25 protein-coding genes are annotated in these 25,010 nt (G+C 64.8%); 14 read left to right on the plus strand and 11 right to left on the minus strand.

Annotation, left to right across the window (positions count from 1 at the left end; translation table 11 throughout):
* Positions 1-12: 12 nt before the first annotated feature.
* The 5 genes from QFZ30_RS21550 to QFZ30_RS21570 all read left to right on the plus strand — a co-directional run bounded on the left by QFZ30_RS21550 (position 13) and on the right by QFZ30_RS21570 (position 5,108).
* On the plus strand, positions 13-1,311 hold the full coding sequence (locus QFZ30_RS21550; RefSeq protein ID WP_307079826.1) for an MFS transporter: 1,299 nt from the start codon (positions 13-15) through the stop codon (positions 1,309-1,311).
* 100 nt (positions 1,312-1,411) lie between these two features.
* Positions 1,412-2,020 (plus strand): TetR/AcrR family transcriptional regulator, encoded by a 609-nt coding sequence (locus QFZ30_RS21555; RefSeq protein ID WP_307079828.1) that lies wholly within the window; start codon positions 1,412-1,414, stop codon positions 2,018-2,020.
* 294 nt (positions 2,021-2,314) lie between these two features.
* Positions 2,315-3,514 (plus strand): NAD(P)-dependent malic enzyme, encoded by a 1,200-nt coding sequence (locus QFZ30_RS21560; protein WP_307079831.1) that lies wholly within the window; start codon positions 2,315-2,317, stop codon positions 3,512-3,514.
* Between the two features lie 121 nt (positions 3,515-3,635).
* Positions 3,636-4,136 carry a DUF456 domain-containing protein gene (locus QFZ30_RS21565; RefSeq protein WP_307079833.1) on the plus strand — a complete coding sequence of 167 codons (501 nt, stop codon included), beginning with the start codon at positions 3,636-3,638 and terminating at the stop codon, positions 4,134-4,136.
* 9 nt (positions 4,137-4,145) lie between these two features.
* Entirely contained in the window at positions 4,146-5,108 is a 963-nt protein-coding gene (locus QFZ30_RS21570) for a hypothetical protein (protein ID WP_307079837.1), read from the plus strand.
* Between the two features lie 25 nt (positions 5,109-5,133).
* Here QFZ30_RS21570 and QFZ30_RS21575 read toward each other — a convergent pair whose 3' ends face one another.
* Positions 5,134-5,775: a LysE family translocator gene (locus QFZ30_RS21575; RefSeq protein ID WP_307079839.1), complete on the minus strand. Its 642-nt coding sequence runs from the start codon at positions 5,773-5,775 to the stop codon at positions 5,134-5,136.
* A gap of 103 nt (positions 5,776-5,878) precedes the next feature.
* Between QFZ30_RS21575 and QFZ30_RS21580 the strand changes: the two genes are divergently transcribed.
* Positions 5,879-6,334 carry an Lrp/AsnC family transcriptional regulator gene (locus QFZ30_RS21580; RefSeq protein ID WP_307079841.1) on the plus strand — a complete coding sequence of 152 codons (456 nt, stop codon included), beginning with the start codon at positions 5,879-5,881 and terminating at the stop codon, positions 6,332-6,334.
* A gap of 36 nt (positions 6,335-6,370) precedes the next feature.
* Here QFZ30_RS21580 and QFZ30_RS21585 read toward each other — a convergent pair whose 3' ends face one another.
* The 3 genes from QFZ30_RS21585 to QFZ30_RS21595 all read right to left on the minus strand — a co-directional run bounded on the left by QFZ30_RS21585 (position 6,371) and on the right by QFZ30_RS21595 (position 9,098).
* Positions 6,371-6,928, minus strand: coding sequence for a hypothetical protein (locus QFZ30_RS21585; protein ID WP_307079843.1), 558 nt, complete (start codon positions 6,926-6,928; stop codon positions 6,371-6,373).
* A 92-nt stretch (positions 6,929-7,020) separates the two neighbouring features.
* Positions 7,021-8,520, minus strand: a complete 1,500-nt coding sequence (locus tag QFZ30_RS21590) for a WXG100 family type VII secretion target (protein ID WP_307079845.1) — start codon at positions 8,518-8,520, stop codon at positions 7,021-7,023.
* A 110-nt stretch (positions 8,521-8,630) separates the two neighbouring features.
* The gene (locus QFZ30_RS21595; protein ID WP_307079847.1) at positions 8,631-9,098 is read right to left on the minus strand and encodes an Lrp/AsnC family transcriptional regulator; all 468 of its coding nucleotides are present in this window, start codon (positions 9,096-9,098) and stop codon (positions 8,631-8,633) included.
* Positions 9,099-9,450: 352 nt separating this feature from the next.
* On the opposite strand from QFZ30_RS21595, the gene gluQRS reads away from it, so the two are divergent.
* Both gluQRS and QFZ30_RS21605 read left to right on the plus strand, forming a co-directional pair.
* Positions 9,451-10,341: a tRNA glutamyl-Q(34) synthetase GluQRS gene (gluQRS, locus tag QFZ30_RS21600; protein ID WP_307079849.1), complete on the plus strand. Its 891-nt coding sequence runs from the start codon at positions 9,451-9,453 to the stop codon at positions 10,339-10,341.
* Between the two features lie 26 nt (positions 10,342-10,367).
* Positions 10,368-11,015 (plus strand): phosphohydrolase, encoded by a 648-nt coding sequence (locus tag QFZ30_RS21605; RefSeq protein ID WP_307079851.1) that lies wholly within the window; start codon positions 10,368-10,370, stop codon positions 11,013-11,015.
* Here QFZ30_RS21605 and QFZ30_RS21610 read toward each other — a convergent pair.
* The 7 genes from QFZ30_RS21610 to QFZ30_RS21640 form a co-directional block, all read right to left on the minus strand.
* Complete coding sequence (locus tag QFZ30_RS21610; RefSeq protein ID WP_307079853.1) at positions 11,012-12,271, minus strand: low temperature requirement protein A; 1,260 nt, start codon at positions 12,269-12,271, stop codon at positions 11,012-11,014. The genes QFZ30_RS21605 and QFZ30_RS21610 overlap by 4 nt on opposite strands.
* A gap of 193 nt (positions 12,272-12,464) precedes the next feature.
* Positions 12,465-13,592 (minus strand): HNH endonuclease signature motif containing protein, encoded by a 1,128-nt coding sequence (locus QFZ30_RS21615; protein WP_307079854.1) that lies wholly within the window; start codon positions 13,590-13,592, stop codon positions 12,465-12,467.
* 49 nt (positions 13,593-13,641) lie between these two features.
* A complete protein-coding gene (locus tag QFZ30_RS21620; protein ID WP_307079690.1) occupies positions 13,642-14,949 on the minus strand; it encodes an IS256 family transposase in 1,308 nt (435 codons plus the stop codon).
* 82 nt (positions 14,950-15,031) lie between these two features.
* Positions 15,032-15,376 (minus strand): hypothetical protein, encoded by a 345-nt coding sequence (locus QFZ30_RS21625; RefSeq protein WP_307079856.1) that lies wholly within the window; start codon positions 15,374-15,376, stop codon positions 15,032-15,034.
* Between the two features lie 102 nt (positions 15,377-15,478).
* Positions 15,479-16,795 (minus strand): ATP-binding protein, encoded by a 1,317-nt coding sequence (locus QFZ30_RS21630; RefSeq protein ID WP_307079858.1) that lies wholly within the window; start codon positions 16,793-16,795, stop codon positions 15,479-15,481.
* 112 nt (positions 16,796-16,907) lie between these two features.
* Positions 16,908-17,660: an SDR family NAD(P)-dependent oxidoreductase gene (locus QFZ30_RS21635; RefSeq protein WP_307079860.1), complete on the minus strand. Its 753-nt coding sequence runs from the start codon at positions 17,658-17,660 to the stop codon at positions 16,908-16,910.
* On the minus strand, positions 17,657-18,535 hold the full coding sequence (locus QFZ30_RS21640; protein WP_307079862.1) for a fumarylacetoacetate hydrolase family protein: 879 nt from the start codon (positions 18,533-18,535) through the stop codon (positions 17,657-17,659). Before QFZ30_RS21640 ends, QFZ30_RS21635 begins: the two co-directional genes overlap by 4 nt.
* Before the next feature lie 202 nt (positions 18,536-18,737).
* Between QFZ30_RS21640 and QFZ30_RS21645 the strand changes: the two genes are divergently transcribed.
* Genes QFZ30_RS21645 through QFZ30_RS21670 form a run of 6 tightly spaced genes read left to right on the plus strand, consistent with a single transcriptional unit; the run spans position 18,738 to position 24,923 of the window.
* Positions 18,738-20,102: an L-fuconate dehydratase gene (locus tag QFZ30_RS21645; RefSeq protein WP_307079864.1), complete on the plus strand. Its 1,365-nt coding sequence runs from the start codon at positions 18,738-18,740 to the stop codon at positions 20,100-20,102.
* The gene (locus QFZ30_RS21650; protein WP_307079866.1) at positions 20,095-20,409 is read left to right on the plus strand and encodes an L-rhamnose mutarotase; all 315 of its coding nucleotides are present in this window, start codon (positions 20,095-20,097) and stop codon (positions 20,407-20,409) included. Before QFZ30_RS21645 ends, QFZ30_RS21650 begins: the two co-directional genes overlap by 8 nt.
* The gene (locus tag QFZ30_RS21655) at positions 20,406-21,419 is read left to right on the plus strand and encodes an aldo/keto reductase (RefSeq protein ID WP_307079867.1); all 1,014 of its coding nucleotides are present in this window, start codon (positions 20,406-20,408) and stop codon (positions 21,417-21,419) included. Before QFZ30_RS21650 ends, QFZ30_RS21655 begins: the two co-directional genes overlap by 4 nt.
* Positions 21,416-22,360 carry an amidohydrolase family protein gene (locus tag QFZ30_RS21660; protein WP_307079869.1) on the plus strand — a complete coding sequence of 315 codons (945 nt, stop codon included), beginning with the start codon at positions 21,416-21,418 and terminating at the stop codon, positions 22,358-22,360. The genes QFZ30_RS21655 and QFZ30_RS21660 overlap by 4 nt, the downstream gene beginning before the upstream one ends.
* A complete protein-coding gene (locus QFZ30_RS21665) occupies positions 22,357-23,889 on the plus strand; it encodes a sugar ABC transporter ATP-binding protein (protein ID WP_307079871.1) in 1,533 nt (510 codons plus the stop codon). The genes QFZ30_RS21660 and QFZ30_RS21665 overlap by 4 nt, the downstream gene beginning before the upstream one ends.
* Positions 23,886-24,923, plus strand: coding sequence for an ABC transporter permease (locus tag QFZ30_RS21670; RefSeq protein WP_307079873.1), 1,038 nt, complete (start codon positions 23,886-23,888; stop codon positions 24,921-24,923). The genes QFZ30_RS21665 and QFZ30_RS21670 overlap by 4 nt, the downstream gene beginning before the upstream one ends.
* Positions 24,924-25,010 lie beyond the last annotated feature (87 nt).

Raw genomic sequence — 25,010 nt, forward strand, 5'->3', positions numbered from 1 at the left:
GGGGGAGCCACCGTGAGTCTGTCCGATACACCCGCACCGCCTGATCCCGCTGCCTTCGGCGGGCCGGCAGCGGAAGGCGCGACGGCGGCGCTCGCCGAGCCGACAACAAAGGTCACCGCCCGCTGGGTCACCGGCCTGGTGCTGGTCAACGTTGGGATTAACGCCGCCTTCTTTGGGCCAATCAACGTCTTTATCGGCCAGCAGGCCATCGGCATTGACGAGGACAACAAGGAAGCCATTCTGTCCCTGGTGACCGGCTGCGGCGCCGCCGTCTCCCTGGTGGCAAATCCTCTGTTTGGCGCCCTCTCTGACCGCACTACCTCGCGCTTCGGCCGCCGGTCCCCGTGGGTCCTGGCCGGGGCGATCCTGGCAACTGCCGCGCTCCTGGCCATGTCGGGCGCCACGACAGTTGCCCTGATGGTGCTTTTCTGGTGCATGGTGCAGCTGGGGGCCAACGCCGCCTACGCTGCCATCACGGCAGCTGTCCCGGACCGGGTTCCGGTGCTCCAACGCGGCGGTGTGGGTGGCTTGGCCGCCTTGGGCCAGACGGTGGGAATCCTGATCGGCGCGGTGTTTGGCGCCGTGGTCAGCGGCAACTACATGGTGGGGTACGCCCTGTGCGCCGCGGCGCTCATATTCTCCGTGCTGCCGTATCTCTTCCACCGCAATGATCCGCGGCTGCCGCACGACGCCCGCCTTCCGTTCGCCTGGGTCAGCTTTGTCCGGAGCTTCTGGATCAGTCCGGCCCGCCACCCGGACTTCGCCTGGGCCTGGCTCACCCGCTTCCTGGTCAATGTATGCAACCAGATGACCATTGTGTACCTGCTCTTTTTCCTCCGGGATGTCCTGAAGCACGAAGACCCGGCCCTGGGGGTCCTCACCCTGACCGGCATCTATGCGGTGATGGTGATGATCACCGCGGTGGTGGCGGGGCCGTGGAGCGACCGGCTGGGCCGGCGGAAGCCGTTTGTGATCGGGTCCTCCGTTATCATCGCCGTGGCGGGACTGACAATGGCCTTTTTCCCGGTATGGACCGGCGCGCTCGTGGGCGCGGCCGTACTGGGCGTCGGGTTCGGCGCCTACCTTGCCGTGGACTTCGCACTGCTGACCCAGGTCCTTCCCCTGGCCGCAGACCGGGGCAAGGATATGGGCATCATCAACGTGGCAAACTCCCTGCCGCAGGTCTTCGCCCCCGTGCTCGCATTCCTCGCAGTGACGTACTTTGGCGGGTACCTCACGCTGTTCGTGACCGCCGCCGTCATCGGCTTGCTGGGCGCGGTGTTTGTCGTGAAAATCAAGGGAGTGGACTAATTACGCAACGAAGGTGTGCCGTATAGTTGGATCGGACTGCAGGCGGAACGGGATGGGCGTTCGCCTGGCCGCCGCACCATGAAGACAACCCCGGAATGCGATGCCCGAGACCCTTTCAGACCATCCGCCCATGGCCGCCAGGCCGTCCGCTCCGCGCCAGCAGTTGCGCTATGCCCGGATCCTGGAGGCCGCCGGAGGGTTCGCCCGAAAGGGGCTTGACTCGGTGGACCTGGCCGAGGTTGCTGCCAAGGCCGATGTGCCGCTGGGAACGCTTTACCGTTACTTCCCCTCCGCCACACACCTGATGCTCGCCGTGTACCGCCATCAGCTGGAGGAGCTGAAGACCGGGACAAAGAACACAGCCGCCCGCTTCCGCGGCCGGGCCCTTGCCGGGGTGGTCATGGAGATCTTCCATATGAGGGTGATGCAGCCTGCCGTTGAGCAGTGCCTCAGCCGCAGTGTCTACCTCAAGGAACGGGACACCACCACACTGTTGCGGGAGATCGACACCCTGAGTGAGAAGGCTGTCGCCTCGGCTTGTAACGACCCCGCCGCGGCCGGGGTCCTGCTGCTCACCGTCACTGGTCTGGTCCAGTCCGTCCGCAACCGACGGTTATCCCTCTTCGAAGCGGAAGAAGACCTCAAGAAGGCCTGCAACCTGCTGGTACCGGCTGGATCGGACACCCGATCTTTGGACCAAACGGCGTAACCGGTCTAGACCACCAACGCCTTAAGCCAGCCATAATGCCGTGATCCGGATCACAAAGTGACCGGCTTAAACGTTTTGGCATCCCTTGCGCGGCCGACACCGTCATTTGGGACCCGCAAGCTCTGATTACCATTGCAGAACCGGAGTGGGTGGCAAACCCGCACCTGCAACGACTTCACACCGGGCCCGCCACCCCTGGGTCCTGGTAAGCGCCCGACCGCCACCACCTTGAGCCTCCATGTGCTTGAGCCTTCATGCGCCGTGCGCCCACGGCTAGCCCCAGGAGACAAAGAAGTGTCCATAGACGCAATCGCACCCATCGACAATTCCGCAGCCACGGCGCTGACCGAAGCGGAAATCTTCGACGCCCACCAGGGCGGCAAGCTCTCAATTTCCAGTACCGTCCCGTTGTCCAACAAACGCGACCTTTCCATCGCCTACACCCCCGGAGTGGCTGAGGTCAGCCGCGCCATCCACCAAAAGCCGGAACTGGCCCGGACCCTCACCTGGGCCCAGCGACTGGTGGTGGTGGTAAGCGACGGTACCGCGGTGCTGGGCCTTGGCAACATCGGAGCGAGCGCTTCGCTGCCCGTGATGGAGGGCAAGTCCGCCCTGTTCAAGACATTCGGTGACCTGGATTCCATCCCGCTGGTCCTGGACACCACCGACGTCGATGAGATTGTTGAGACCCTGGTCCGGCTGCGCCCCAGCTTCGGCGCCGTGAACCTGGAGGACATCTCCGCCCCGCGTTGCTTCGAGCTGGAGGAAAAGCTCATCGAGGCTCTGGACTGCCCGGTGATGCATGATGACCAGCACGGCACCGCTGTGGTGGCCCTTGCTGCCCTCACCAACGCGGCCAAGGTGACCGGCCGCGAACTCGAAGGCCTCCGCGTGGTGGTCTCCGGTGCCGGCGCCGCGGGCATCGCCGTCGCCGAAATCCTGCTCACCGCAGGCATCAAGGACGTCATCCTGCTCGACTCCAAGGGCGTTATCAACCGCGAGCGTGCAGACATCGCTGCCGATCCGCAGAGCAAAAAAGCCCAGATGGCCCAGCTCAGCAACCCGCGCGGCATCAGCGGCGGCCCGGGCGAGGCTCTGCTTGGCGCGGACGTTTTTGTGGGTGTTTCCTCCTCCAACCTGGACGAGGAGCACCTGAAGCTGATGAACCAGAACTCCATCGTGTTCGCACTCTCCAACCCGGACCCCGAGGTCCTGCCCGAGGTAGCTGCAAAGTACGCCGCCGTGGTGGCCACCGGCCGCAGTGACTTCCCCAACCAGATCAACAACGTGCTGGCTTTCCCCGGGATCTTCCGCGGCGCACTGGATGCTGGAGCCCGCCGGATCACCCCGGCCATGAAGCTTGCCGCGGCACGCGCCATCGCCGAACTGGCGGAAGCCGACCTGTCGGCGGACTACATTGTCCCCAGCCCGCTGGACCCGCGCGTGGCACCGGCCGTGACTGCCGCCGTCGCCGCCGCGGTGGAAACGGAGTAACCTCCGCGGTCCAAGACCGGCCGGATAGATTTCGACGGCGGTGCCTCCCGTGCTGGGGAGGCGCCGCCGTTGGAGGTTAAGCCGTCCGGGCGACATGGCCGGCCGCCCTAAACTGGGGGTCATGAACTCCGAAACCGTGGCGACCGTCCTGTGTGGCCTGGCGATCCTTGTCGGCGTGGCAGGAACCATCATCCCGGTCCTTCCCGGCAGCGTCCTGATCGGGCTAAGCCTGCTGGCGTGGGCCATCTGGGGCGGGGCCGGGACGGCGGGCTGGGTGGTGTTCGGGGTGGGCCTGGCATTCGTGCTGGCCGGCATCGCGGCGAGCGCCGTGCTGACGGGACGGAAATTGAAGCAGCACAGCATCCCCAACCGGAGCGTGGTGATCGGCCTGGTTGCCGGGGTGGCGGGGATGTTCATCATTCCGGTGGTGGGGCTGTTTGTGGGGTTCGCCGCCGGCCTCCTGCTCAGCGAATTCCTCCGCACCCGGGACTTCGGCACGGCAACAGCCTCCAGCTGGGCAGCGCTGAAGGCCACCGGACTGGGCGTGCTGGTGGAGTTCGGTCTTGCCTGCCTGGCTGCGAGCACCTGGGTCATCGGCCTCTGGGTCTCGCTGGCCACGTAGCATGGAGAAATGAGCGCGGGGGATGCTGCACAACCGATCTACCGGGACACCCGGGACCTGACGCCCTTTGGGCACACCCACCTGAAGACCCCTGTCCGCGAGCTTGCCGACGGGGTGGGCGGGCTGATCCACGGTGTCCTGGGCGGCCGGGATGCGGCGCTGATCTCGGTGGACGGTGATGTCCCCAGGCTCAAGCGCCCCAGCAAGGCGGCGAAAGCCGTCCACGCCGCCATCTTCACCAGCAGGGAACCGGAGCGCCTCATCACCGTTGGCCGCGCCTACCCTGGTTGGGCCGGACTTTGCTCGCTGATGGCGGGACTGCTGGAGTACAAGCACGGCGGCTATTTGCGCGCCTCGGAGCTCCTCCAGCGCGGCCTGTCCATTAGGAATGACGACGATGCCAACCGGTACGCCGCCACCTACCTCATGCGGGTGGTCACCCGGGTCGAAGTTGCCGAACGCATCGAAGTCCCCGTGTTGTTCAGTGAGGAATCAGTGTTCCTGGCACTCTCGCACTCGCTGCGGGAGACCGGGCAGCTGGAAGCCGCGCTGCAGACGGTGTACAGGCTGCCGCCGTCGTTGCCGTCCGCGTTGGCACGCTGTTTCCTGGCCTTCTCCCTGGAGCGGGACAAGGAAGTGGTGGTCTGGACTGAGGGCCTGCTCAACTCCGACGACCTCTCCGCTGCGTTGCTGCTGCTCCGGGCGCGGTCGCTGCGGCGGCTCGGTGCGCGGACGCGTGCGCAGGAGACCCTGAAGGAGGTCCTCCGCCGGCGCAAGACGGACGTGGTGCTGCGCAATGATGCCCTGACCGACCGTACCCTGCTGCTGCTGGACAACGGACGCAAGTCCCTCAACCCGCGGGACTGGCTTCGCGGCAGGCCTGCGGAGCTCGAAACCTTCGAGGTCATCCGCAAGGACATTGAAGAGCGCAGGCTCTGGGAACAGGAGTGGAAGCAGAACGGCGGGGACTGACCCCGTCCGTCAGGGCACGAACAGCTCAGGAAGCGAAGAGGGGAATTAGCTGTTCGGCCAGGAGCACCAGCCCAAGAGCAACCATGATGATGCCGCTGGCAAGTGTGACCTTCCGCGCGGCTCCGGGGCGGGACTGCAGGAGCTTGCGGGCCAGGAGCGCCACGCAGGTGTAGACGATCGCGGCGAGCAGCACAAACGTCAGGCCCAGGAGCCCCGACTGCACCGGTACCGGCAGGGGCGCTTCCGGACTGACGAACTGGGGAACCAAGGCTACGTAGAACAGCAGGCCCTTGGGGTTGATGCCGCTGGTGCCCATGCCCTGGAGGAACGTCCGGAGCTGGTTGCCGGCAGGCTTCCCGAGGGCGGCCGCCGGGGTGAAGGAGGCTCCGCGCCAGGAGCGAAGAGTGCTGACGCCGAGCCACAGCAGGTAGCCTGCACCGGCCACGGTGAGCCAGCCGAGGACGCCCGGCATGCCGGCCAGCAGCGCCGCCAGGCCCGCCACCATCAGCAGCGTGTGCAGGACGTAACCTCCGCAGAGGCCCGCCACCGCGGGCACAAAGCTGCGCTGACGCAGGCCTGCGGTAATGGAGTACGCCCAGTCCACGCCGGGTGTGCACGCGAGGGCGCCCGCAACCAGCACAAAGGCGAAAAAAAGCTGGGCGTTCATGGTGGGCTCCCGTCAGATGGCTACAGGACAACCCTATTAATTTCAGCCGCATAAGTGCTCGCCTTTTTCGCCGGAAACGGTCCGGTTTGGGTAAGGTTATTGCGTGATAGACCACGTTGACAGAAATATTTTGCGCCACCTCAAGGAGGACGGCAGGATGACTGCCACCGCGCTGGCGGCCAAGGTGGGACTGACGGTGGCGCCGTGCCATCGGAGGCTGCGGGACCTCGAAACCTCAGGAGTGATCCGCGGCTACAAGGCGGACATTGATCCCGCCGCGGTGGGGCTGGGGTTCGAGGCCATTGTGTTTGTGACGCTGCGCCAGGTGGACCGTCCCACCATGGAGATCTTCGAGACCCGGGTGGCGGAGAATCCCAACATCGTGGAGGCGCAGCGGCTCTTCGGCTCGCCGGACTACCTGCTGAAGGTCATCGCCGAGGACCTGCCGGCCTATCAGCGTTTCTACGACGCCGAACTGACGTCCTTGCCCGGCGTTGAGCGGCTCACGTCAACGCTGGTGATGAAGAACCTGAAGTCCAACGCCGGGCCGCCCGTTTAGCGCTTCCTTCCCTGCCTGCACTTGCTGGAGCAATGCCTATGGCTTGCCCGTCGAGGCGATGTTTGCGGCTGCGTCCTCGGTGTAATACTTGTCCGCGAGGTGAACTGAGTAGATGAACGTCATCCGGCCAGTGGTGTGATTTGAAAGGATTTCCGCGGAGAATACGGCCCCGGTCTTATTTCCAAAGCCCGGATACCATTGTTCCTCGCCGGAGCCGTCCTTGAAGTCGGGACCTATTGGCTTGGCATTTGCCAGGAGGGGGAAGCCCAGTTCGTTGGCTGCACGATCGATTTCCGGATTGGCGTCCTGGGCATCCGGGTAGTTGATGAAGATGTCGATGTGATCCACGATGTGGTCCGCGCCGGGCCGAATGCGGATCGTGTCGGTCTTCATCTCCACCACGCCACGGGGAGTATTCAGGGTGACGGTGATGAGCTTGTCCGAATCAGTGGCCACGAACGTTCCACGTGACTCTTCCGGCAAACCAAGCGCGGTCATAGGCATAGGGAGAGTGGTGAAGTCGAAGACAGCCGTGCGGCTGGTCTTGATGGCTTCGATTCCTTCTTCAGTGAACTGGGAGTTGCCGTTGACCACGATCGGTTCCTTATCGATTGAATGCGTGCCGGGGACGATCCCGCAACCGCACAAAACTGCTGCGCACAGGACTGCGAGAAGCGTTAGAGCCTTCAACGTGCCCCCATCGCATCGCGTACTTCCTTTGGAACCATTCGATACTCCTCCACTCGGTTCGGCATTGGCTCCGTCATGACGCCGTACGGGTCCGCTTCCCCGTGCAGCCAATCCTCATAGGCAAAGAGCGTGTCTTGCTCCAGCAATGCCCAGCGGTCCTCGCGGTCTGAAATATTGCCAAGGTGGACCTCCACGCCGCCCGGAGGGAACCGGCCCAGGTCAAAGTACGGTTCCATCATGGGGAACTGCTCGTAGTAAGACTTGGCGCCTTCGATGCTGGGATTGCCCACCAGAGTCATAGCCGCGGTAAAGGCCTGGCCGGTGGGACGGTTGCGGATATTGTCGTAGTCGTTGGCGATAACGTAGTTCTGCTCCTGGTCCGCCATGTTGTACGAGGCCTGCTGAAGGGCGAGCTTCTGGTCCGAGGTGAGGCTGTGGTAACCGTCGGGGGTGGAATACGGCGGCACGGATTCGATATTGGTCCAGGCCTCGAGCATTCGCGGGGGAACAGCGTTTGCCGCGTTCATCCGTTCGATCTCGGCGAACCCGCCGTGCTGGAAGGCATAGTGCTGGGAGGCGATGTCGGAGAAAATCTCCTTCTGCATGGACAGGAACGTCTCCTCGTAGTACTTGAGTTCCTCGGTGCTGAAGTTGGCCAGTGCGGTCAGCGCAGCCCGCTTGGCTGGGTCTCCTCCGGCCAGTATCGGAACGACGTCCTTGCCCTCCGCGGCCATGTCGTGGAGGAAAGCGATGTCCTCAAAACCGGCGATGAAGGTGGGTCCTACCTGGTTGGCCATGCCAATCCATTCCATTCGCGGGTCGTTTTTGTACAGCTCCGCGTAGTAGGCATAAACCTTGTAGATGTCCTCGCGGTTGTGGTCCACGCCGAGGGAGGGGTCCCACTGGAGGGGGTCGAGGCCCGCCTCCCGCATGGCGGACTCAGCCCAGTACTGCTTAAGGAACTCCCCGTATCCATTCATCCTGCCGTCTGGACCGGTCGGAGTCATCTCTCCTGAGTCCACGAGCCCGTCAAGGAGCCCCTTCGCAGCGTCGGCGTTGTCCTGGCTTTGTCGGACCCACAGCCGGAACTCTTCCGACTGCAGGTACGCGTCCCGTTCCTCCGTGGTCATCCCGCTGAGTTTGTCGGTGAGTTCCTGTACGGCAGGGCTGCCGTTGGCGCTCCCCGAGCCGCCTGGAGCGCCCGGGCGGACGGTTTCAACTACGCCGCTGTTGCTGGCCTTGTCCTGCTGGTCAGCGTTGGTGAGTAGCGCTTTCGACGCCGACTCCAGGCCGTCGGATGCCGACTTCAGCACCTTCAGATGTGTCGAGGTCCAGTCGCTGCGGAACCGGTCGCCGTCGTGCCCTTTCCAGGGGCTGGTGCTGACCATGCTGCTGAGCTGCTGACCGAGCAGGTCCAGCCTGTTGGCTCCGCCCGCAAGATCCTTGGCGAGCCGTCGCAGCTGTGCCACGTCTCCGCCGTAAAAGTTCCCCGCCATGACCCCCCCTGAATGAATTCCCGTGCCAGCCTAGCGGCGATGGGGCTGCGGGTGCGATGGGGAGACCTCCCCTTCGGGGCTGCAGGGCGACCGCCTGTACCGCCAAGGGGTCAGCCCTCCAGGAGCCCCGTGGTCCGGTACGGGATGACCTCGCGCAGGAACATGCTCGTGGAGGTGCGGACGATCCCCGGGCAGAGCCGGATCTCCTCGGAGACGCGGTAGAGGTCATCGGGGCTGGTGGCCACCACACGGATCAACAGGTCCGTGTCGCCGGCAGGGGCATGACACTCCAGGACCTCAGGGATATCGCGCAGCGCGGCGATGGCTTCGTTAAGGTGGCTCTGGTCCAGTTCGGCGCTCACAGCGGCGGCCACCCCGCGTCCGAGGGCTGCGGGAAGCACGCGGCTGCTGTTGGGACGCAGGGCGCCCGACGCTGTCATCCGCTCCAGGCGCGACTGCACAGTGCCGCGCGCCAGGCCCAGCCGCTGGGCCAGCACCATGATGGGGACGCGGGGATCATCGTCCAAGGCATTGAGGATCCTTTTGTCCGTTGCGTCCAATTCCTGCAATCTGATCATTTTCCTGTCGGTGCAAGGGGTGGACATTGGTCAGACTGACCAATCAATTCCCCATCGGTTGCGCCAACTGTATGGCGTCTGCTCAGATAATGGCAACAGGGCAGAGGCTACCGCCGATTCCCAAAGGCTACAGGCTCCCCGGCACACCACCCGGTCCCTGGTTCCGCTTCCCGCAAGGAGGCCGCCGCTGATTGACACTTGTTCACGCATCGTCTGTCCGCAAAGCAGTGCGCAGGGCCGGGAATGACGCTCCCGGCCCGGCACGGCAAGAGCCCCTGAGCCACCGAGCCCGTCTCCCCGGAGACGTTCGGTAGCTGAGGGGCTCTTGTGTTGTTCCGCATAGGGTTGATCCATGACCTCCGCCGGCCGCTTCGCCCCCAGCCCTTCCGGTGACCTCCATGTCGGCAACCTCCGCACGGCCTTGCTGGCCTGGCTCTTTGCCCGCTCTACAGGGCGGGACTTTTTGTTGCGCGTGGAGGACCTGGACCGCGCGCGGGCCGGAGCGGAGGTGGAGCAGCTCCGCGATCTGGCGGCTGTCGGCGTGACCTGGGACGGCGCCGTCGTCCATCAGACTGCACGCGGTGCGCTGTATGCGGATGCAATCAGCCGGTTGGCTGCATCGGGACTGACCTATGAGTGTTTCTGCACGCGGCGGGAGATCCAGGAGGCGCCGTCCGCCCCCCACGCACCGCAGGGCGCTTACCCCGGTACCTGCCGGTACCTGGACCCCGCCGAGCTGGAATTCAAGCGGTCCAGCAGGCCAGCCGCAATCCGGCTGAGGTCCACGGTCCCCGAATACAAGGTCCGGGACGTGATGCACGGGGAGTTTACCGGGGTGGTGGACGACTTTGTGTTGCGCCGAAACGACGGCGTGACCGCATACAACCTGGCTGTGGTTGTGGATGACACCGCGCAGGGCATCGACCAGGTTGTCCGTGGGGACGATCTTCTGGCCTCCACTCCCCGCCAGGCATACCTTGCGTCACTTCTGAATATGCCCGAGCCGGAATATGCCCATGTGCCGCTGGTGGTGAATTCCGACGGCGTCCGGCTGGCCAAGCGCGACGGCGCGGTGACGCTGGGCGACCTCGCCCGCGCAGGCGTTACCGCGGCAGGGGTCCGTGACCTGCTGCTGGAATCGCTGGGGCTGCCCGCCGGAACGCTGAAGCAGGCGCTCGCCGTCTTCGACCCTGATACGCTGCCGCGGAACCCCTGGGTCTGGAAAGGCGTGGCAGGCGCCTAGTCTGAACCGGCGCGTAGGCTGTAGCCATGTCTGAATTGGAATTCACGGAAGCCGGCTCCCCGGTTACACGGACCCCGCGTTTCACCGTCGAGACCGCCAAGGTCCTGGCCGAGGTGGCCCACAACCGGCAGAAGGACAAGCTCAAGCGCCCTTATCGGGACCACGTGATCGCCGTCGGGGACGCCCTTGCTGATTTTGATGACGACATCCGGATCGCTGGCTACCTGCACGACATCGCCGAGGACACCCCGATGACCCGCCAGGCCCTCCTGGATATGGGCGTTTCCGACCGGGCCGTGGGCATCATCGAGCGCGTCACCAAGCGGCTGCACGACGATCCGGACGATTACCAGGCCGGGATCCGCTTCATCGCCGAGGACCACGATGCTGCACTGGTGAAGATCGCGGACAACGCGCACAACTCACTCCCGGAGCGAGTGAAGGCCTTGGCTGAAAAGTGGCCGGACAAGCCCCCCGTCACTCGCTACGACGACGCCCGGCCCGTACTTTACGCCGCCGTCGGGGTGGAGGAGGTCCGGAAGATCCTCGCGCGGGTGAACCCCTGGTTGCTCAAGGAACTGGACGACCGGCTGGACGAGGAGGACGACACGGACTACGAGAACCTCTCTTACGAGGAGTCCGGCAGCGGGACTCCTGACTCCCGCGAGTCCTAGGCCGGATGGGGAGCCTGGGCCTTCTTCTCAAGTTGTTCAAGGGCAGTGTGCATTCTTTCGGCAGCGCGGCGTTCATCGATGACAATCGAAACTCCGAGCGCAAACACGATCACCAGCAGGCAAGCGGGAACCGGGACCCCCGCCGCGGCCATCCCAATGGATCCGGCCATCGCGGCAATCACGCCTGCTGCTACGGCCACCACTATGCGGTCCACGCAGATCATGACGCTCAACAGCCAGGTCAGCGATACCTTAAAGATGGCTACCGGCACCGCAACGCTGGCCACGGCTACGGCGGCGCTGATGTTGCCCACATGGTCGATGTAGTAGGCCACAACGTGGAGCCCTGCCCCGGTGGCCGCAATCGCGGCGAAGACAGGCATGTGTCCATAGCCGAAGAAATAGGAACGGTGGCGGCGCAGGTGCAAAGCGCGGCCGGCCGGCAGGATGAAGTACATCCACCACATGCCAAACGCCAACGCCGTGCCGCCGAAGCCCACCAGCCCCGCATCGAGGCTCCAACCGTGGAGTGCCACGATAGCCCGGAGCGTTTCGATGGCGCCGATGAGGCACTCGCCCAGGGCGATGATGGCCAGCAGGCCGTAACGCTCGGCGATGTGGTGCGCGTGCCAAGGTGTGGTTGCGTTGCGTTCAGCGAAGTACGGCGCAGCCATCTCCAGTATGAACAGGGGCACGGTCATCAACATGGTGGTGAGCACGTCGGCCTGGATGACCAGCACCGCGATCCACCCGAGCTGGACCAGCCCAAGGTATTTGGCGTAACGCAGGCACGTCTGACGGCGGGCGGGGTCCTGCCGTGACGCGCGGATCCATTGGAAGACGAGGGCCAGCCGCATGATCACGTAGCCGCCCACTATGACGGCGTTGTCCACGTTCTTGCCTTCAACGAGCGACCGGAACAACGGCTCGATGCCCATCGCCAGGATCAGGACACCCAGCAACTGGACCATGGTGACCACACGAAAGATCCAGTCGTCAGTGTCGTAGGCGCTCGCAAACCAGGTGAAGTTGATCCACGCCCAGATCACCGCGAACATGGCGAAGCCGAACCCCAGGAGTCCTGCGGCAAAGTGGGCCTCGGCAATCTCGTGGGCGAACTGGCTGCCGGCCACTCCAAAGGCGATCACGAAGGTCAGGTCGAAGAAGAGCTCCAACGGGGTGGCGGCGCGATGCGCTTCGTGCGGATCACGGCCGCCCATGCGGGCCATGGCATGGCGGAGTGGGTTCGAGGACATGGTCAAAGATTACTGCGGGCACCCCGCCCCATTCCACAGCTTCCTTCGGCGCGAGCGGATTCTTGAGGTCCCCTGGCAGGGCAGGGCAGTCGGAAGTGAAGTGATTCGTGGACGGGGCGCCGCGTTGCTGAGCGGCACCGTTGCTGACCGGCTCCATTGCTCCGGCGCCCGGCGTTAAGGGGCAGCAGTGGTTCTAGACGGCTTGGAAGGATGCCCGGTCGGGGAAGGGGTCTAGGGGCAGGTCCGCTTCTGGGTTGTCGCGCTGGTCCTGGAGCCCTTTTGGGATATCGTCTGGCCAGGGTGTGGGTTCCCAGTCCTGTTGTTCGCTTTGGTAGTGGCGTCCGGTGGGTGAGGTCCAGCCGGGTGGTTCGTTTTTGCTGGCTGGGGTGGGTTGCCAGCGGGTGGTGTGTTTGAGTCTGTGGTGTTTGGGGCAGGGTTGGCCGAGGTTGTTGATGCCGGTGGTGCCGCCGTCGTTCCAGGCGAGGAGGTGGTCTGCTTCGTTGTCGAGGGAGTGGTTGCTGCAGTGGTCCGTCCGATCTCCAACGGTGCTCCGGTGCGGGGGGTCGGTCAGGACCCGGTGGAAGGAATCAGCCCCGTCGGCGACGAGCCGGGCTGCCATGGTTGCCGGGATGGGTCCGTAGCCGTCCAGCACTGCCGGTTCGTCGGTGAGACCCAGCAGCGAGAACACCGGAACCGTTATCAGGACCTGCGCGGCCGGTGACGGCACCCCGCCAGTACCGACCCCGCCAATGGTGCTGTTCTCCGCCGTTGGGTGAGCCGTGCTTAGGCCGGAAGCGGATTCGCCGCCGGCGCCGAGCAGCCAGGTCGCGGCAGTGTCGGCGCGGAGCTGGGTGAGGGTCCTCGGCTCGGTGGGTCCCTGCAACGCCCGTGCGGCGGCTGTGGCCCGGTTCCAGATCCCGGCGGCGGCGTCGGCGGGCAAGTAGGCGCTGAGCCAGGCCATGCCGTCGCGGTCCGGGGCGTACTCGAGCCTCCGGTCCTCGGCGCTCCTGGCGTGCCGTTTTTCGATGCTGTCCGGGTGGTGGCGTTCCCGCCAGGTCCTGGCCTTGTGCCGGAACCGGGACGGCACGAGCTCCCCGGCCGGGCAGCTCCGTGCCGGATTCCCCGCATCCGGGTCCAGGAAATGCGCCTCCAGCGCCTGGGCCCCGGCTGGGTCCAGGCTGCTCGTTTCATCCACCATTGCCCGGGCATGCTGCCACGAAATCGACCCTGCCTGCAACGCGCCGAGAGTCAAGGGCAGCGAGGCTGTCAGTTCACAGGCTTCGGCCAGCAGGGCCCCGGCGGTGCGTTCACTGACGGTCATAACGCACGCGGCGAGCCTGTCAAGTTATTTGTGTAAGAGAGGTGGAGCCTCATCGGTTTAGGTAGGGTCCGAGTCTGTCGGGATAGTTCAGAACGAGGACGCCAAGGGCTTCGCTCCATCCTTGCGTGAAGGTTCCCTCTATGAGTTTGTTGACCGTCTTGGCACGGTTCTCCCGGGCTCGGCCCTCAAGTTTGGCCCGGTCGCTGGCGCGTTTGTCCTCGATGTTGCAGATCGCCAGCCAGAGCAGTTTCACGGCGGCCTGGTCGTTGGGGAAATGCCCGCGGTTCTTGATGATCTTGCGCAGCTGGTAGTTCAGCGACTCAATCGCGTTGGTGGTGTAGATGATCCGACGCACCGGCGGCGGGAACGCCAGGAAGGGGGTGAATTTCTCCCAACCGTTCCGCCAGGTTCGTACAGTCGCGGGATACTTCCGTCCCAGATCGGAGGCCTCGAACGCGTCGAGTGCCTCCTGCGCTGCATCGGCCGTCGGGGCGGTGTAAACCGGCCGCAGGGCGGAGGCGACCTTCTTCCGGTCCTGGTAGCCGATGAAACGCATCGAGGCACGGATCAGGTGAACGACACAGGTCTGGACGGTCGCGGCCGGCCACGTCGCGCCGATCGCCTCAGGGAAGCCAGTAAGCCCGTCGCAGCAGACGATCAGGACGTCCTTCACACCGCGGTTGGCGAGTTCCGCGCAGACCCCTGCCCAGAACTTCGCGCCCTCGGTGGCTTCGACCCAGATCCCCAGAACGTGCTTGATGCCGTCCATGTCCACGCCCACGGCAATGTGCGCGGCACGGTTCTGCACCTGGTGTCCGTCGCGGACCTTGATAATGATCGCGTCCAGATACAGGATCGGATAAAGCGGCTCCAAGGGTCGCTTCTGCCATTCGAGGACCTCGTCCAGGACCTCGTCGGTGATCTTGGAAATCGTCTCGTGGGACAGCTCCGTGCCGAGCGTGGATTCCAGATGGTGGGCGATGTCCCGGACTGTCATCCCGCCGGCGTAGAGGCTGATAATCATGTCATCCAGACCACCCGTCCGGCGGGCACCCTTCGGCACCAGATGCGGGGTGAAGGACCCTTCGCGGTCCCGAGGCACGGCCAGATCCACGTCCCCGGCAGAGGTTCCAAGTGTCTTCGGATACGACCCGTTGCGGGAGTTGGGCAGGAAACGCCCGATCGGATCGCCCTTGTCATAGCCCAGATGCCCGGAGAGCCCGGCCTGCAGCCCGCGTTCCAGCGAGGCCTTGATCAGCTGCTGAATGAAACCGTCTTTGCCGTCGAGTTCCAACTGCCCGGAATCGATCTGGTTCATCAGCTCATCGAACGCACCCGAAGCCTTCAACGCATCCATGCTGCCAGCCGCCGCGGCCTTGCGGGCCAACTGCTCTACCAGCTCTTCACGCGGTTTCGTCATAGCCACAATGATTCTCCAATCATCCAGCGACTACAGCCCTCCTACACAAACAATCTGACACCCCCCGCGGCGCCTCGGCGACGATGGCCATCTCCTGCGCGGTCCGCTCCTGCGGCAACGCCTCCGGCGCCGCCATAGCCCTTGTGGTGTCGGCGAACCCGGCAGCGGCGCGCACTATCAGGGCTGCCGACTTTGCCTGCAGCCGGGCACCCTCCGCCAGGATCTCCAGCCAGTCATCAGCCTGTTGCCGCAGCAGATCAACACCAGACCCGCCCCCGGGCCCCTTCCGGCGCACAATCACACCCACAGCAGCAACGGAAGCCTCGATGGCCTCCAGCACCTCTACTGCTGCCGTGTTCTCCATACCCACAGCATCCCAGCAGCCTCCGACAATAACAGCGCAGCAGATGGCCTATGTGGATATCCCGCGACCAACCGCGCCAGGACCGACGCGGACAGGAAAGCCTTAGACGCGGCCCAGGCGGTCGATGTCCTCCAGGAAGTCCTGGTGGACATCTTCACTGACGGTGGTCCGCGTGTCACCGATCGCGTCAAGGTAGTCCTGAGTGGAGGGCCCTTTCCGCACCGCCTCGCGGACTGAAACACTGCCCCCGGAGGCCGCCCCACCGTCGTCGTACACTGCCTTTTCCAGCGCACGCTGGGACGCGCTGCGGGCCGCGTACTCGATGTCAGCAGGGGAGAATCCCTCGGTCCGGTCTACCAGGAGTTCCACATCCACGTCGTCCACAACGGCGGCGGGGATAAAGCGCTGCCACATTGCTTCGCGGGCCTGGCGGTCGGGCAGGCCGATGGGGATGACGTAGTCGAACCGGCCATGGCGAAGGAAGGCGGTATCCAGGGATTTGATGAAGTTGGTGGCGCAGACCAGCAGGCGGCCAGGCTGTTCGCGGAAGGCCGGGATGATCTTCAGGAGCTCGTTGGTGACGCCCTGCAGCGGCGACGGTGGCTCACCGGAGCGCTGCGAGGCGATTTCTTCCACCTCGTCGATGAACACCACACAGTGCTCGAGCTCAGCGATTTCCAGGAACGTCTCGCGCAGCGCGCCGGCCAGCCCCTTCGGATCGGACGCGAGCCGCGACGGGAACACCTCCACAAAGGGCCACTCCAGCCGGGAGGCGATCGCCTTCGCGAAGGTGGTTTTGCCGGTGCCGGGAGGGCCAAAAAGCACAACGGCGCGCGGCGGAACCACGCCGTACTCATCGGCGAGGTCGGCCTCCGCGAGGGGAAGGACCAGGCGGCGCTCCAGGAGTTCCTTTTCCTTCCGCATGCCGGCCACGTTTTCCCACAGGTCACGGGCCAGGATCCGTCCGCCCAGCTGGCCCAGCGCGCCGAGCTCTTGGCGCTGGACGGGGATGGTCCGCTCGAAATAACGCAGGTTCTTCTTGAGTGCGAACCCGCGGCTGAGGAATGCCTCCACCCGGGTTTCCGCCTCGGGCATCAGGGCGGAGAGCTTGTTGAGCCCGTGCGGGGCCATGCGGTTTTCGACGGCGGCCAGCAGCGACGTGCCGATGCCGCGGCCCCGGTAGTCCGGGAGGGTGGCCAGGAAGACGATCCAGCCCTGGTCATGCGCGGCACGTCCGACGGCGGCACCCACCACCTGGTCGCCCTGCACCGCCACCACGGCATGGTCCTTTTCGCACGACGCCAGCACCTCGGAGAGGGCATAGACGGGTTCGACGTTGGTGGCCTTGAGCGTCTCCCACAGGTGCAGGATCCCGTCCAGGTCCGCTGAGTGGAAGTCTCTGATCCGCCAGTTGGTCATGCCGTGTCTCCCGGTGAGGTTCGTCGTTGAACTGCGCAGTTGAATCGCTCTGCTGAGCATAGGCCAACAGGGGTCGCGGGGAGGTAGCGGCCAGTTTGGTTACGCTGGGAAGCTACCCTGGTGGCCGCAGCCGCAGGCCTTGCATCCCGCCGTCCACCGCCAGGGCGGTGCCGGACGTGGACCCTGAGCGAGGGCTCGCCAGGTAGGCCACGGCCTCCGCCACTTCCTCGGCTGCAACGAGCCTGCCGTGAGGCTGGCGGGCGTTGAGCGCGGCACGCTCGGCTTCGGGGTCCGCTGATGAGCTAAGCAGCCGGGCCACCCAGGGGGTATCCACAGTTCCTGGATTGACGCAATTTATGCGGATGCCCTCACGGATGTGGTCTGCGGCCATGGCCAGCGTCAGGGATAGGATGGCGCCCTTCGACGCCGAGTACAGCGCCCGCTGCTGGAGCCCCGCCGTCGCCGCGATGGAGCATGTGTTGACGATGGCCGCGGACGGCGACTGACGCAGATGCGGCAGGGCTGCGCGCGTCACCCTGGCCACCCCGACGACGTTGATGTCCAGCACGCGGGCCCATTCGTCGTCGTCATTCGCGGCGACGTCGCCTATCGCTCCGATACCGGCGTTGTTCACCACGATGTCCAGCCGGCTGAAGCGGGCCGTGACGCTTTCGACGGCGGACCGCACGGAAGCATCGTCCGCCACATTGCATTCGACACCAAAATGCGAAGTCCCTGACGCGTTCAGGTCCAGGACCGCGACCCGGGCGCCGCCAGCCCGGAGCCGGTCTGCAACTGCTGCGCCAATGCCTGAGGCCCCGCCGGTGACGATCGCCACCAGGCCGTCAAATTCTGAACTGTTCACTCTGCTGCTCCTTGCCGGTAAAACTCCTGGCGCTGGCGGCCCAGGCCTTCAATATCGAGCTCCACCACGTCGCCGGGCTGGAGATACGGGAAGCGGCCGGACAGGGCCACACCCTCGGGGGTGCCCGTCAGGATCACGTCGCCCGGTTCGAGGAGCATGTATTGGCTGACGTGGTGGACCAGTGTGGCAACGTCAAAGATGAGATCCGCCGTCGAGGAATCCTGCCGGCCTTCGCCGTTGACCAGGGACCTCAGCCGCAGCCGGCCGGCGTCAACCTCATCGGCGGGAACAAGCCATGGGCCCAGCGGCGTGGAGGCGGGCAGGGATTTGCCCTTGGTCCATTGGCCGGCGGCGCCCGGCAGTTGGTATTCGCGCTCGGAAAGATCGTTGGCGACCACGTACCCGGCGACGTAGTCCATGGCTATGGAAGCGTCGGACAGATATGTGGCTTCCTTCCCGATCACCACACCCAGCTCAACTTCCCAGTCGTACTTTTCCGACGACGGCGGGATGGGAGCGGCGTCGAACGGGCCACTGACCGTGTTGGAGGGTTTGAGGAAAACCACGGGGATTTCCGGCGGGGCGGAGCCCGATTCGGCGGCGTGCGCGGCGTAGTTCATGCCGATGCAGACAACGGAGCCGGGGCGCGCAATGGGGGCCCCGACGCGGAGGCCCGCGGCTGAAAGCTCGGGCAGTTCCCCGGCGCGGAGCGCCTGCCGGGTGCGTCCGATGCCGTCATTGGCGAAGAAGGAGCCGTCGATGTCGCGGGTCAGTGGCGCAAGGCTGAAGTATTTTTCGCCCCCGTTTGCGTCAACGGTAACCACCGCCGGTTCTTCCTGTCCGCGTTCGCCCAACCGGGCCAGCTTGATACTCATGGTCTCCCTTGATCTGTGAGGCAAAAGTGCCGATAACATCCGAGCTTTTGCTGCACGGTTTCCCTAATACTACGCAAAAGTGACCCATTGACAAGCGAAACATCGGATGTTTAGGTTAATCCAGATCATCCGCCGGCTGCTTGACAATGCGCCCGGCCGGCCACGAAGCGCCACCCAGGGCGGCTGCACATTCAGGAGCATTATGAGCGTCATCACCGCGGTACAGACCTTTGACATCCGCTTCCCTACCTCCCGGGAACTGGACGGCTCGGACGCGATGAACCCGGACCCCGATTACTCGGCCGCCTACCTCATCATCAGCACAGATGCCGGAGACGGCTTGGAAGGCCACGGCTTTGTCTTCACCATCGGGCGCGGGAATGAGGTGGAAGCTGCCGCGATCGATGCCCTGCGCCCCCACATCCTGGGCCGGAGTGTCGAAGAACTGCTGGATGACATGGGCGCAAGCTGGAAACTGCTGGTCCACGACTCCCAGTTGCGGTGGCTTGGTCCGGAAAAGGGCGTGATGCACATGGCGATCGGCGCTGTGGTGAATGCCCTGTGGGACCTGAAAGCCAAGCGCGCCGGCCTTCCGCTGTGGGAGCTGCTGGCCGGGTTGAGCCCTGCGGAGATCGTTGCCCTGGTGGACTTCCGCTACCTCAGCGATGCCCTGACTCCTGAGGAGGCGCTGGAAATCCTCCAACGCGCCGAGCCGGGGCGGGCTGAACGACACGCGCGGCTCCTCGTTGAGGGCTACGCCGGCTACACCACCACGCCCGGCTGGCTCGGGTACAGCGACCAGAAGCTCGCCCGCCTGGCCAAGGAAGCCGTGGCCGATGGATTTACCCAGATCAAGCTCAAGGTGGGAGCCTCGCTGCAGGATGACATCCGGCGTGTCCGTGCCGCCCGCCAGGCTGTGGGCCCGGACATCAAGATCGCCGTTGACGCCAACCAGCGGTGGGATGTGCAGGAAGCCATTGAATGGATGGCGCATCTGGCACCCTACGACATCGCCTGGATCGAGGAACCCACCAGCCCGGACGACATTCTGGGCCACGCCGCCATTGCCCGGGGCGTGGCACCCATTCCGGTGGCCAGCGGGGAGCACGTGCAGAACCGGGTCATGTTCAAGCAACTGCTGCAGGCACAATCCATCGAAGTGCTCCAGCTGGATGCCGCGCGCGTGGCGGGTGTGAACGAGAACATCGCCATCCTGCTGCTCGCGGCCAAGTTCGGGGTCCGTGTGTGCCCGCACGCCGGCGGCGTCGGCCTCTGCGAAGCAGTCCAACATCTATCAATGTTCGATTTCATCGCCGTCTCGGGAGAGAAGGACGACCGTATGATTGAATTTGTGGATCATCTCCACGAGCATTTCGTCACCCCCGTGGATGTACACGGAGGATGCTACTGGCCGCCGTCAGCCCCTGGCGCCGGCGCCGAAATGCACCGACGCACATTGGCCAGCTACCGCTTCCCCGACGGCGTCACCTGGAGCGCGGACTCGCCCGGCTCCGCCACGGACTTGGTCCGGGAGCAGGCTCTCAAAGAGGCCCCGGCCGATGCCTGAGACCATAGTCCTGCACACCAAGCTGAAGCCCGGGGCCGCACAGGCCTATGCCGACGCCCACGCCGCCATCCCGGCGGAGCTGGTGACCGCCTTGAAGGACGCCGGCGTTGCCAGCTGGCGGATCTGGCGCAGCGGCCGCGAGCTGATTCATGTCGTGGAAGTGGACGACTATAAGGCAATGCGCCGGGAACTCGCCCAACATCCCGCCAACGTCGCCTGGCAGGCCCGCATGGCTGAGCTGCTGGAGATCGAGGACGATTACAGCGGCAATGATTCCGGCGTTCCGCTGGTCTGGGAGCTGCCATGAACGCGGACATTTCTTCAGGCGCACGCGCGCTGCAGCTCGGCAGGCTGGGTTTCGGCGGGGCAGGGATCGGCAACCTCTACCGGGCCGTGCCGGACAGCCAGGCATCGGCGGTTGTCGAGGCCGCCTGGGACGCCGGCATCAGGTACTTTGACACCGCTCCGCACTATGGTCTGGGCCTTTCCGAGCGCCGTCTGGGTTCGGTGTTAAAGGACAAGCCGAGGCAGGAGTTTGCCCTTTCCACAAAGGTCGGACGCCTCCTGGAACCCAAGCAGGGCGTGCTGATGGGCGGCACTGACCAGAAGGCTGAGCAAGCTCCGGGAGCACCACGCGACTCCGAAGGCTTCGACGTGCCCGCCGCCAGCCGCCGCGTCTGGGACTTCTCCGAGCGTGGGATCCGGCAAAGCATCGAAGAATCACTCGAACGCCTCGGCCTGGATTACGTGGACATCGCCTACCTGCACGACGCAGACGTCCACGACCTCGCCGGAGGCATCCGTGACGGACTTCCAGCCCTCGAAAAGCTGCGTGCCGAGGGGCTGGTGCGCGCCATCGGCGTCGGGCTCAACTCAGCGGAAGCGGCCCTTGACTGCGTCGAGGCCGCGGACCTGGACCTGGTGATGCTGGCGGGCCGGTACACGCTGCTGGAGCAGCCCGAGGTCCCGCTTCTGCAGCGCTGCGTGGAGAAGGGCACGGGAGTGGTCAACGTCGGTGCCTACAATTCCGGGCTGCTGGCCAGGCACAATGTACCCGACGACGCGCACTACAACTACGGGCAGGCGCCGCACGCACAGCTGGAACGCGCCCGGCAGCTCGCAGCCATCTGCGGCAGCTTCGCAGTGGAACTTCCGACGGCGGCGCTTCAGTTCGGCCTGCGTCACGCCGCCGTGGTCAACGTGACAGTTGGGGCAACGGCTCCCGAGCAGATCAGCGACAACGCAGCCCGGATGGCTGAAGAGGTTCCCGAGGCACTTTGGGCAGAACTTTCACGGCTGGGGTTGATTCCGTCATGATCGATGCACATCTTCACTTGTGGGAACTGGCGCCTGCCTCCGGGCAGCCTGGCGGTGCGGGCGCGCCCCGGCGTCCCTACTCCTGGCTTGGTCCCCAGCATGGAGCCCTCTTCCGCAGCTACCGCGAAGCGGAGGCGCACGAAACGCTCGTGGATGCTGGAGTCACCGGAGCGGTGCTCGTTCAGGCCGACGACACCCTCGCGGATACGGAATCCATGCTCGCCGCCGCTGACCGCAACGACTGGGTGCTTGCCGTCGTCGGCTGGATACCGTTGGAACAGCCCGAGCTGGCAGAGGCGGAGCTGGAGCGGCTGGGCCAGAACCCGAAGTTCCGCGGCGTCCGGCACCTGGTCCACGACGATCCACGGGACAACTTCCTCGAGCTTCCGGAGGTTCGCGAATCGCTGAAGCGGCTGGCGTCCAAAGGCCTGCCCCTGGACATTCCGGATGCCTACCCCCGCCACCTGCAGCGCGCCGTCGCCCTTGCCCGTGACCTTCCCGAACTCACCGTGATCCTCGATCACCTGGGCAAACCGCCGCTCACGGACAGTATCCCGGCCGGCGGCAAAGGGGCGGACCCCGAGTTGGAGCGCTGGCGCCGGGAATTCCGCGCGCTGGCGGAGTTGCCCAACACCGTTGCGAAGGTATCGGGACTGCATCTGCCCGGACTCGAATACACGGCGGAGGCACTGCGTCCTCTGTGGGAAGAGGCGCTGACGGCTTTTGGGCCTGAACGGCTCATGATCGGCATGGATTGGCCGGTCAGCACGCTGGGTGCACCCTACCGCCGCACCCTGGAAGTGCTGCTGGAACTGGCCGCAGACCTGGACCCGGCGGACAGACACGCGTTACTTGAGGGCACTGCAATCCGCACTTACGGACTGCGGACGCCGCCGGCATCCGGACCAACACTCAACCAGCAAGACGAGGTGAAAGCATGACCGCGGATCAAACAACGCTGTTGTCCGTGCGCGGCGTGGGGAAGACCTTCCCTGGGGTCAGAGCACTGCATAACATGCAGCTGGACCTTCGGCACGGTGAGGTGCTCGCCCTGGTGGGCGAAAACGGTGCGGGCAAATCAACGCTGATGAAGCTGCTCTCGGGCATCTACGTCCCCGACGAGGGAACGTTCGAGCTCAACGGGGTGGCCTTTACGCCGGCCGGACCGAAGCACGCCCAGGAACTGGGCATCAGCATCATCCATCAGGAGTTCAACCTGATGCCGGACCTGACCGTGGCGCAGAATATCTACATCGGCCGCGAACCGCGCCGCTATGGCATGCTGAGCGAGCGAGCCCTCAACCGGAAAACCCAGGACCTGTTTGACCGGATGAGCCTGAAGCTGGACCCGCGGGAGCGCTGCGGTGAACTGACCGTGGCCAAACAGCAGATGGTGGAGATCGCCAAAGCCCTGAGCCACGATTCCAAAGTGATCATCATGGACGAGCCCACCGCCGCCCTGAACGACGCCGAAGTGGCCACCCTCCATGAACTGATCCGCGGGTTTGTGTCGCCGGAGACAGGCGTGATCTATATCTCGCACCGCATGGACGAGCTCAAGCAGATATCCCAGCGCATCACAGTCATCCGCGACGGCGAATACGTGGACACCGTGGACACCGGGGAAACCACCATGCGGGAGGTCATCTCGCTTATGGTGGGCCGTTCGATTTCCGGCGAACAGCGGCCGGCGGCGGACGAAGCGGACAATACAGACGACGTCGTGCTCTCCGTTGCGGGACTCACCACCCCTTCACTGCTCAAGGGTGTCAGCTTCGCGCTGCGCCGTGGCGAGATCCTGGGCTTTGCTGGGCTCATGGGAGCCGGGCGTACCGAAGTGGCCCGGGCACTCGTGGGCGCGGACAAGGCCAGTTTTGAACGGCTGCAGGTGAAGGGGGATGACGTGCGGATCCCGAACCCTGCGGCCGCCGCCAAGCTTGGCATCGGCTACCTCTCGGAGGACCGCAAGCATCTTGGTCTCATGCTGGAACGCGACGTGAAGGAGAACATCATGCTGTCCTCACTCGCCGAAAACTCGGCGGCGGGGTTCATCCGTGATGCCTCGCTCCGCCGGACGGCCGACGAATACGCGCGGAAACTCCGGATCAAAACGCCGTCCATCAGGCAGCTGGCCCGGAATCTCTCCGGCGGCAATCAACAGAAGGTCGTCATTGCGAAATGGCTGGTCAAGGACTGCGACATCCTGATCTTTGATGAGCCCACCAGGGGCATCGACGTCGGAGCCAAGGACGAGATCTACAAGCTCCTCAACGAACTCGCAGCTGCTGGCAAGGCGATCATCATGATTTCATCCGAACTGCCCGAAGTCCTTCGCCTGTCCCACCGGATCGCCGTTATGTGCGAAGGGCGAATCACCGGTTTCCTCAGCAACGCCGAAGCCACCCAGGAAAACATCATGGAACTTGCCACCCGGCGCGTCTCCATCACCACAGGAGCACCAACCTTATGAGCATCGTAGAAACCCCCAAGCCGAAAGAGTCCAAGGCGCTGACGGCCCCGTCCTCACCTCCGCGGGTGCAGGGTCTCTCCCTGCGGCTTCGCTCTTCCCTGCAGCAGCTCCTGGCCTTCGGCTCCCTGATTATCCTGGTGGTCTTCTTCGGCGTCATGAACTCGCGGTTCCTGCTGCCGGGCAACCTCTCGGACATCCTGCTCTCCACGGTGGTCATCGGCCTCCTGGCGCTCGGAGCGACGTTTGTCATCATCACCGGCGGCATCGACCTGTCAGTGGGCACCGGCATGAGTCTGTGTTCGGTGATGGTGGGTGTTGTACTGACCTACCTGGGCCTGCCGATGTGGGCCGGGGTGGTGGGCGGCATCCTGATGGGAGCGCTGATCGGGGCGGTGAACGGGTTCCTCATTTCCTTCCTGAAAATCCCGCCCTTCATCGCCACGCTGGCCACCATGCTCGTCTGCCAGGGCATGGCGCTGGTGGTCTCCGGAACCAAGCCCATCTACTTCACCGGCACCGAGGGGTTCTCCAACCTCGCCCTGGGCAAACCCATTGCGGGGCTGGTGGTTCCCAACGCGGTCTTCATCTTCTTCGCCGTGGCCACCATTGCCGGCGTGGTGATGAGCAAGACGCTTCTGGGCCGCTATACCTTCTCCATCGGCTCCAACGAGGAAGCGACGGCCCTCTCCGGCATCAATGTCCGCAGCTGGAAGCTCTGGATCTACACCGCGGCCGGGGCGTTCACCGGGCTGGCCGGCGTCATCATCGCCGCCCGGCTCAACTCCGCCCAGCCGGGGCAGGGCATGGGATATGAACTCCAGGCGATTGCCGCCGTCGTGATTGGTGGAACGTCCCTGGCCGGAGGCAAGGGTTCCATCGTGGGAACGGTGATCGGTGCCCTCATCATGTCCGTCCTCACCAACGGCCTGCGCGTCATCTCGGTGCCGCAGGAATGGCAGAACGTGGCCATCGGCGTCGTCATCCTGGTAGCTGTCTACCTGGACATGCTTCGCCGGAAGGAGGCCGCCACGTAGTTCCTCCACCGGGTCCGCGAGACGTCCCAAATGAACCATCCTCTTCCCCATCCTCTTCCACTGAGAAAAACAACGGAGTTTTCACAC

The sequence above is a fragment of the Arthrobacter pascens genome (genome assembly GCF_030815585.1).
GTDB lineage: Bacteria > Actinomycetota > Actinomycetes > Actinomycetales > Micrococcaceae > Arthrobacter > Arthrobacter pascens_A.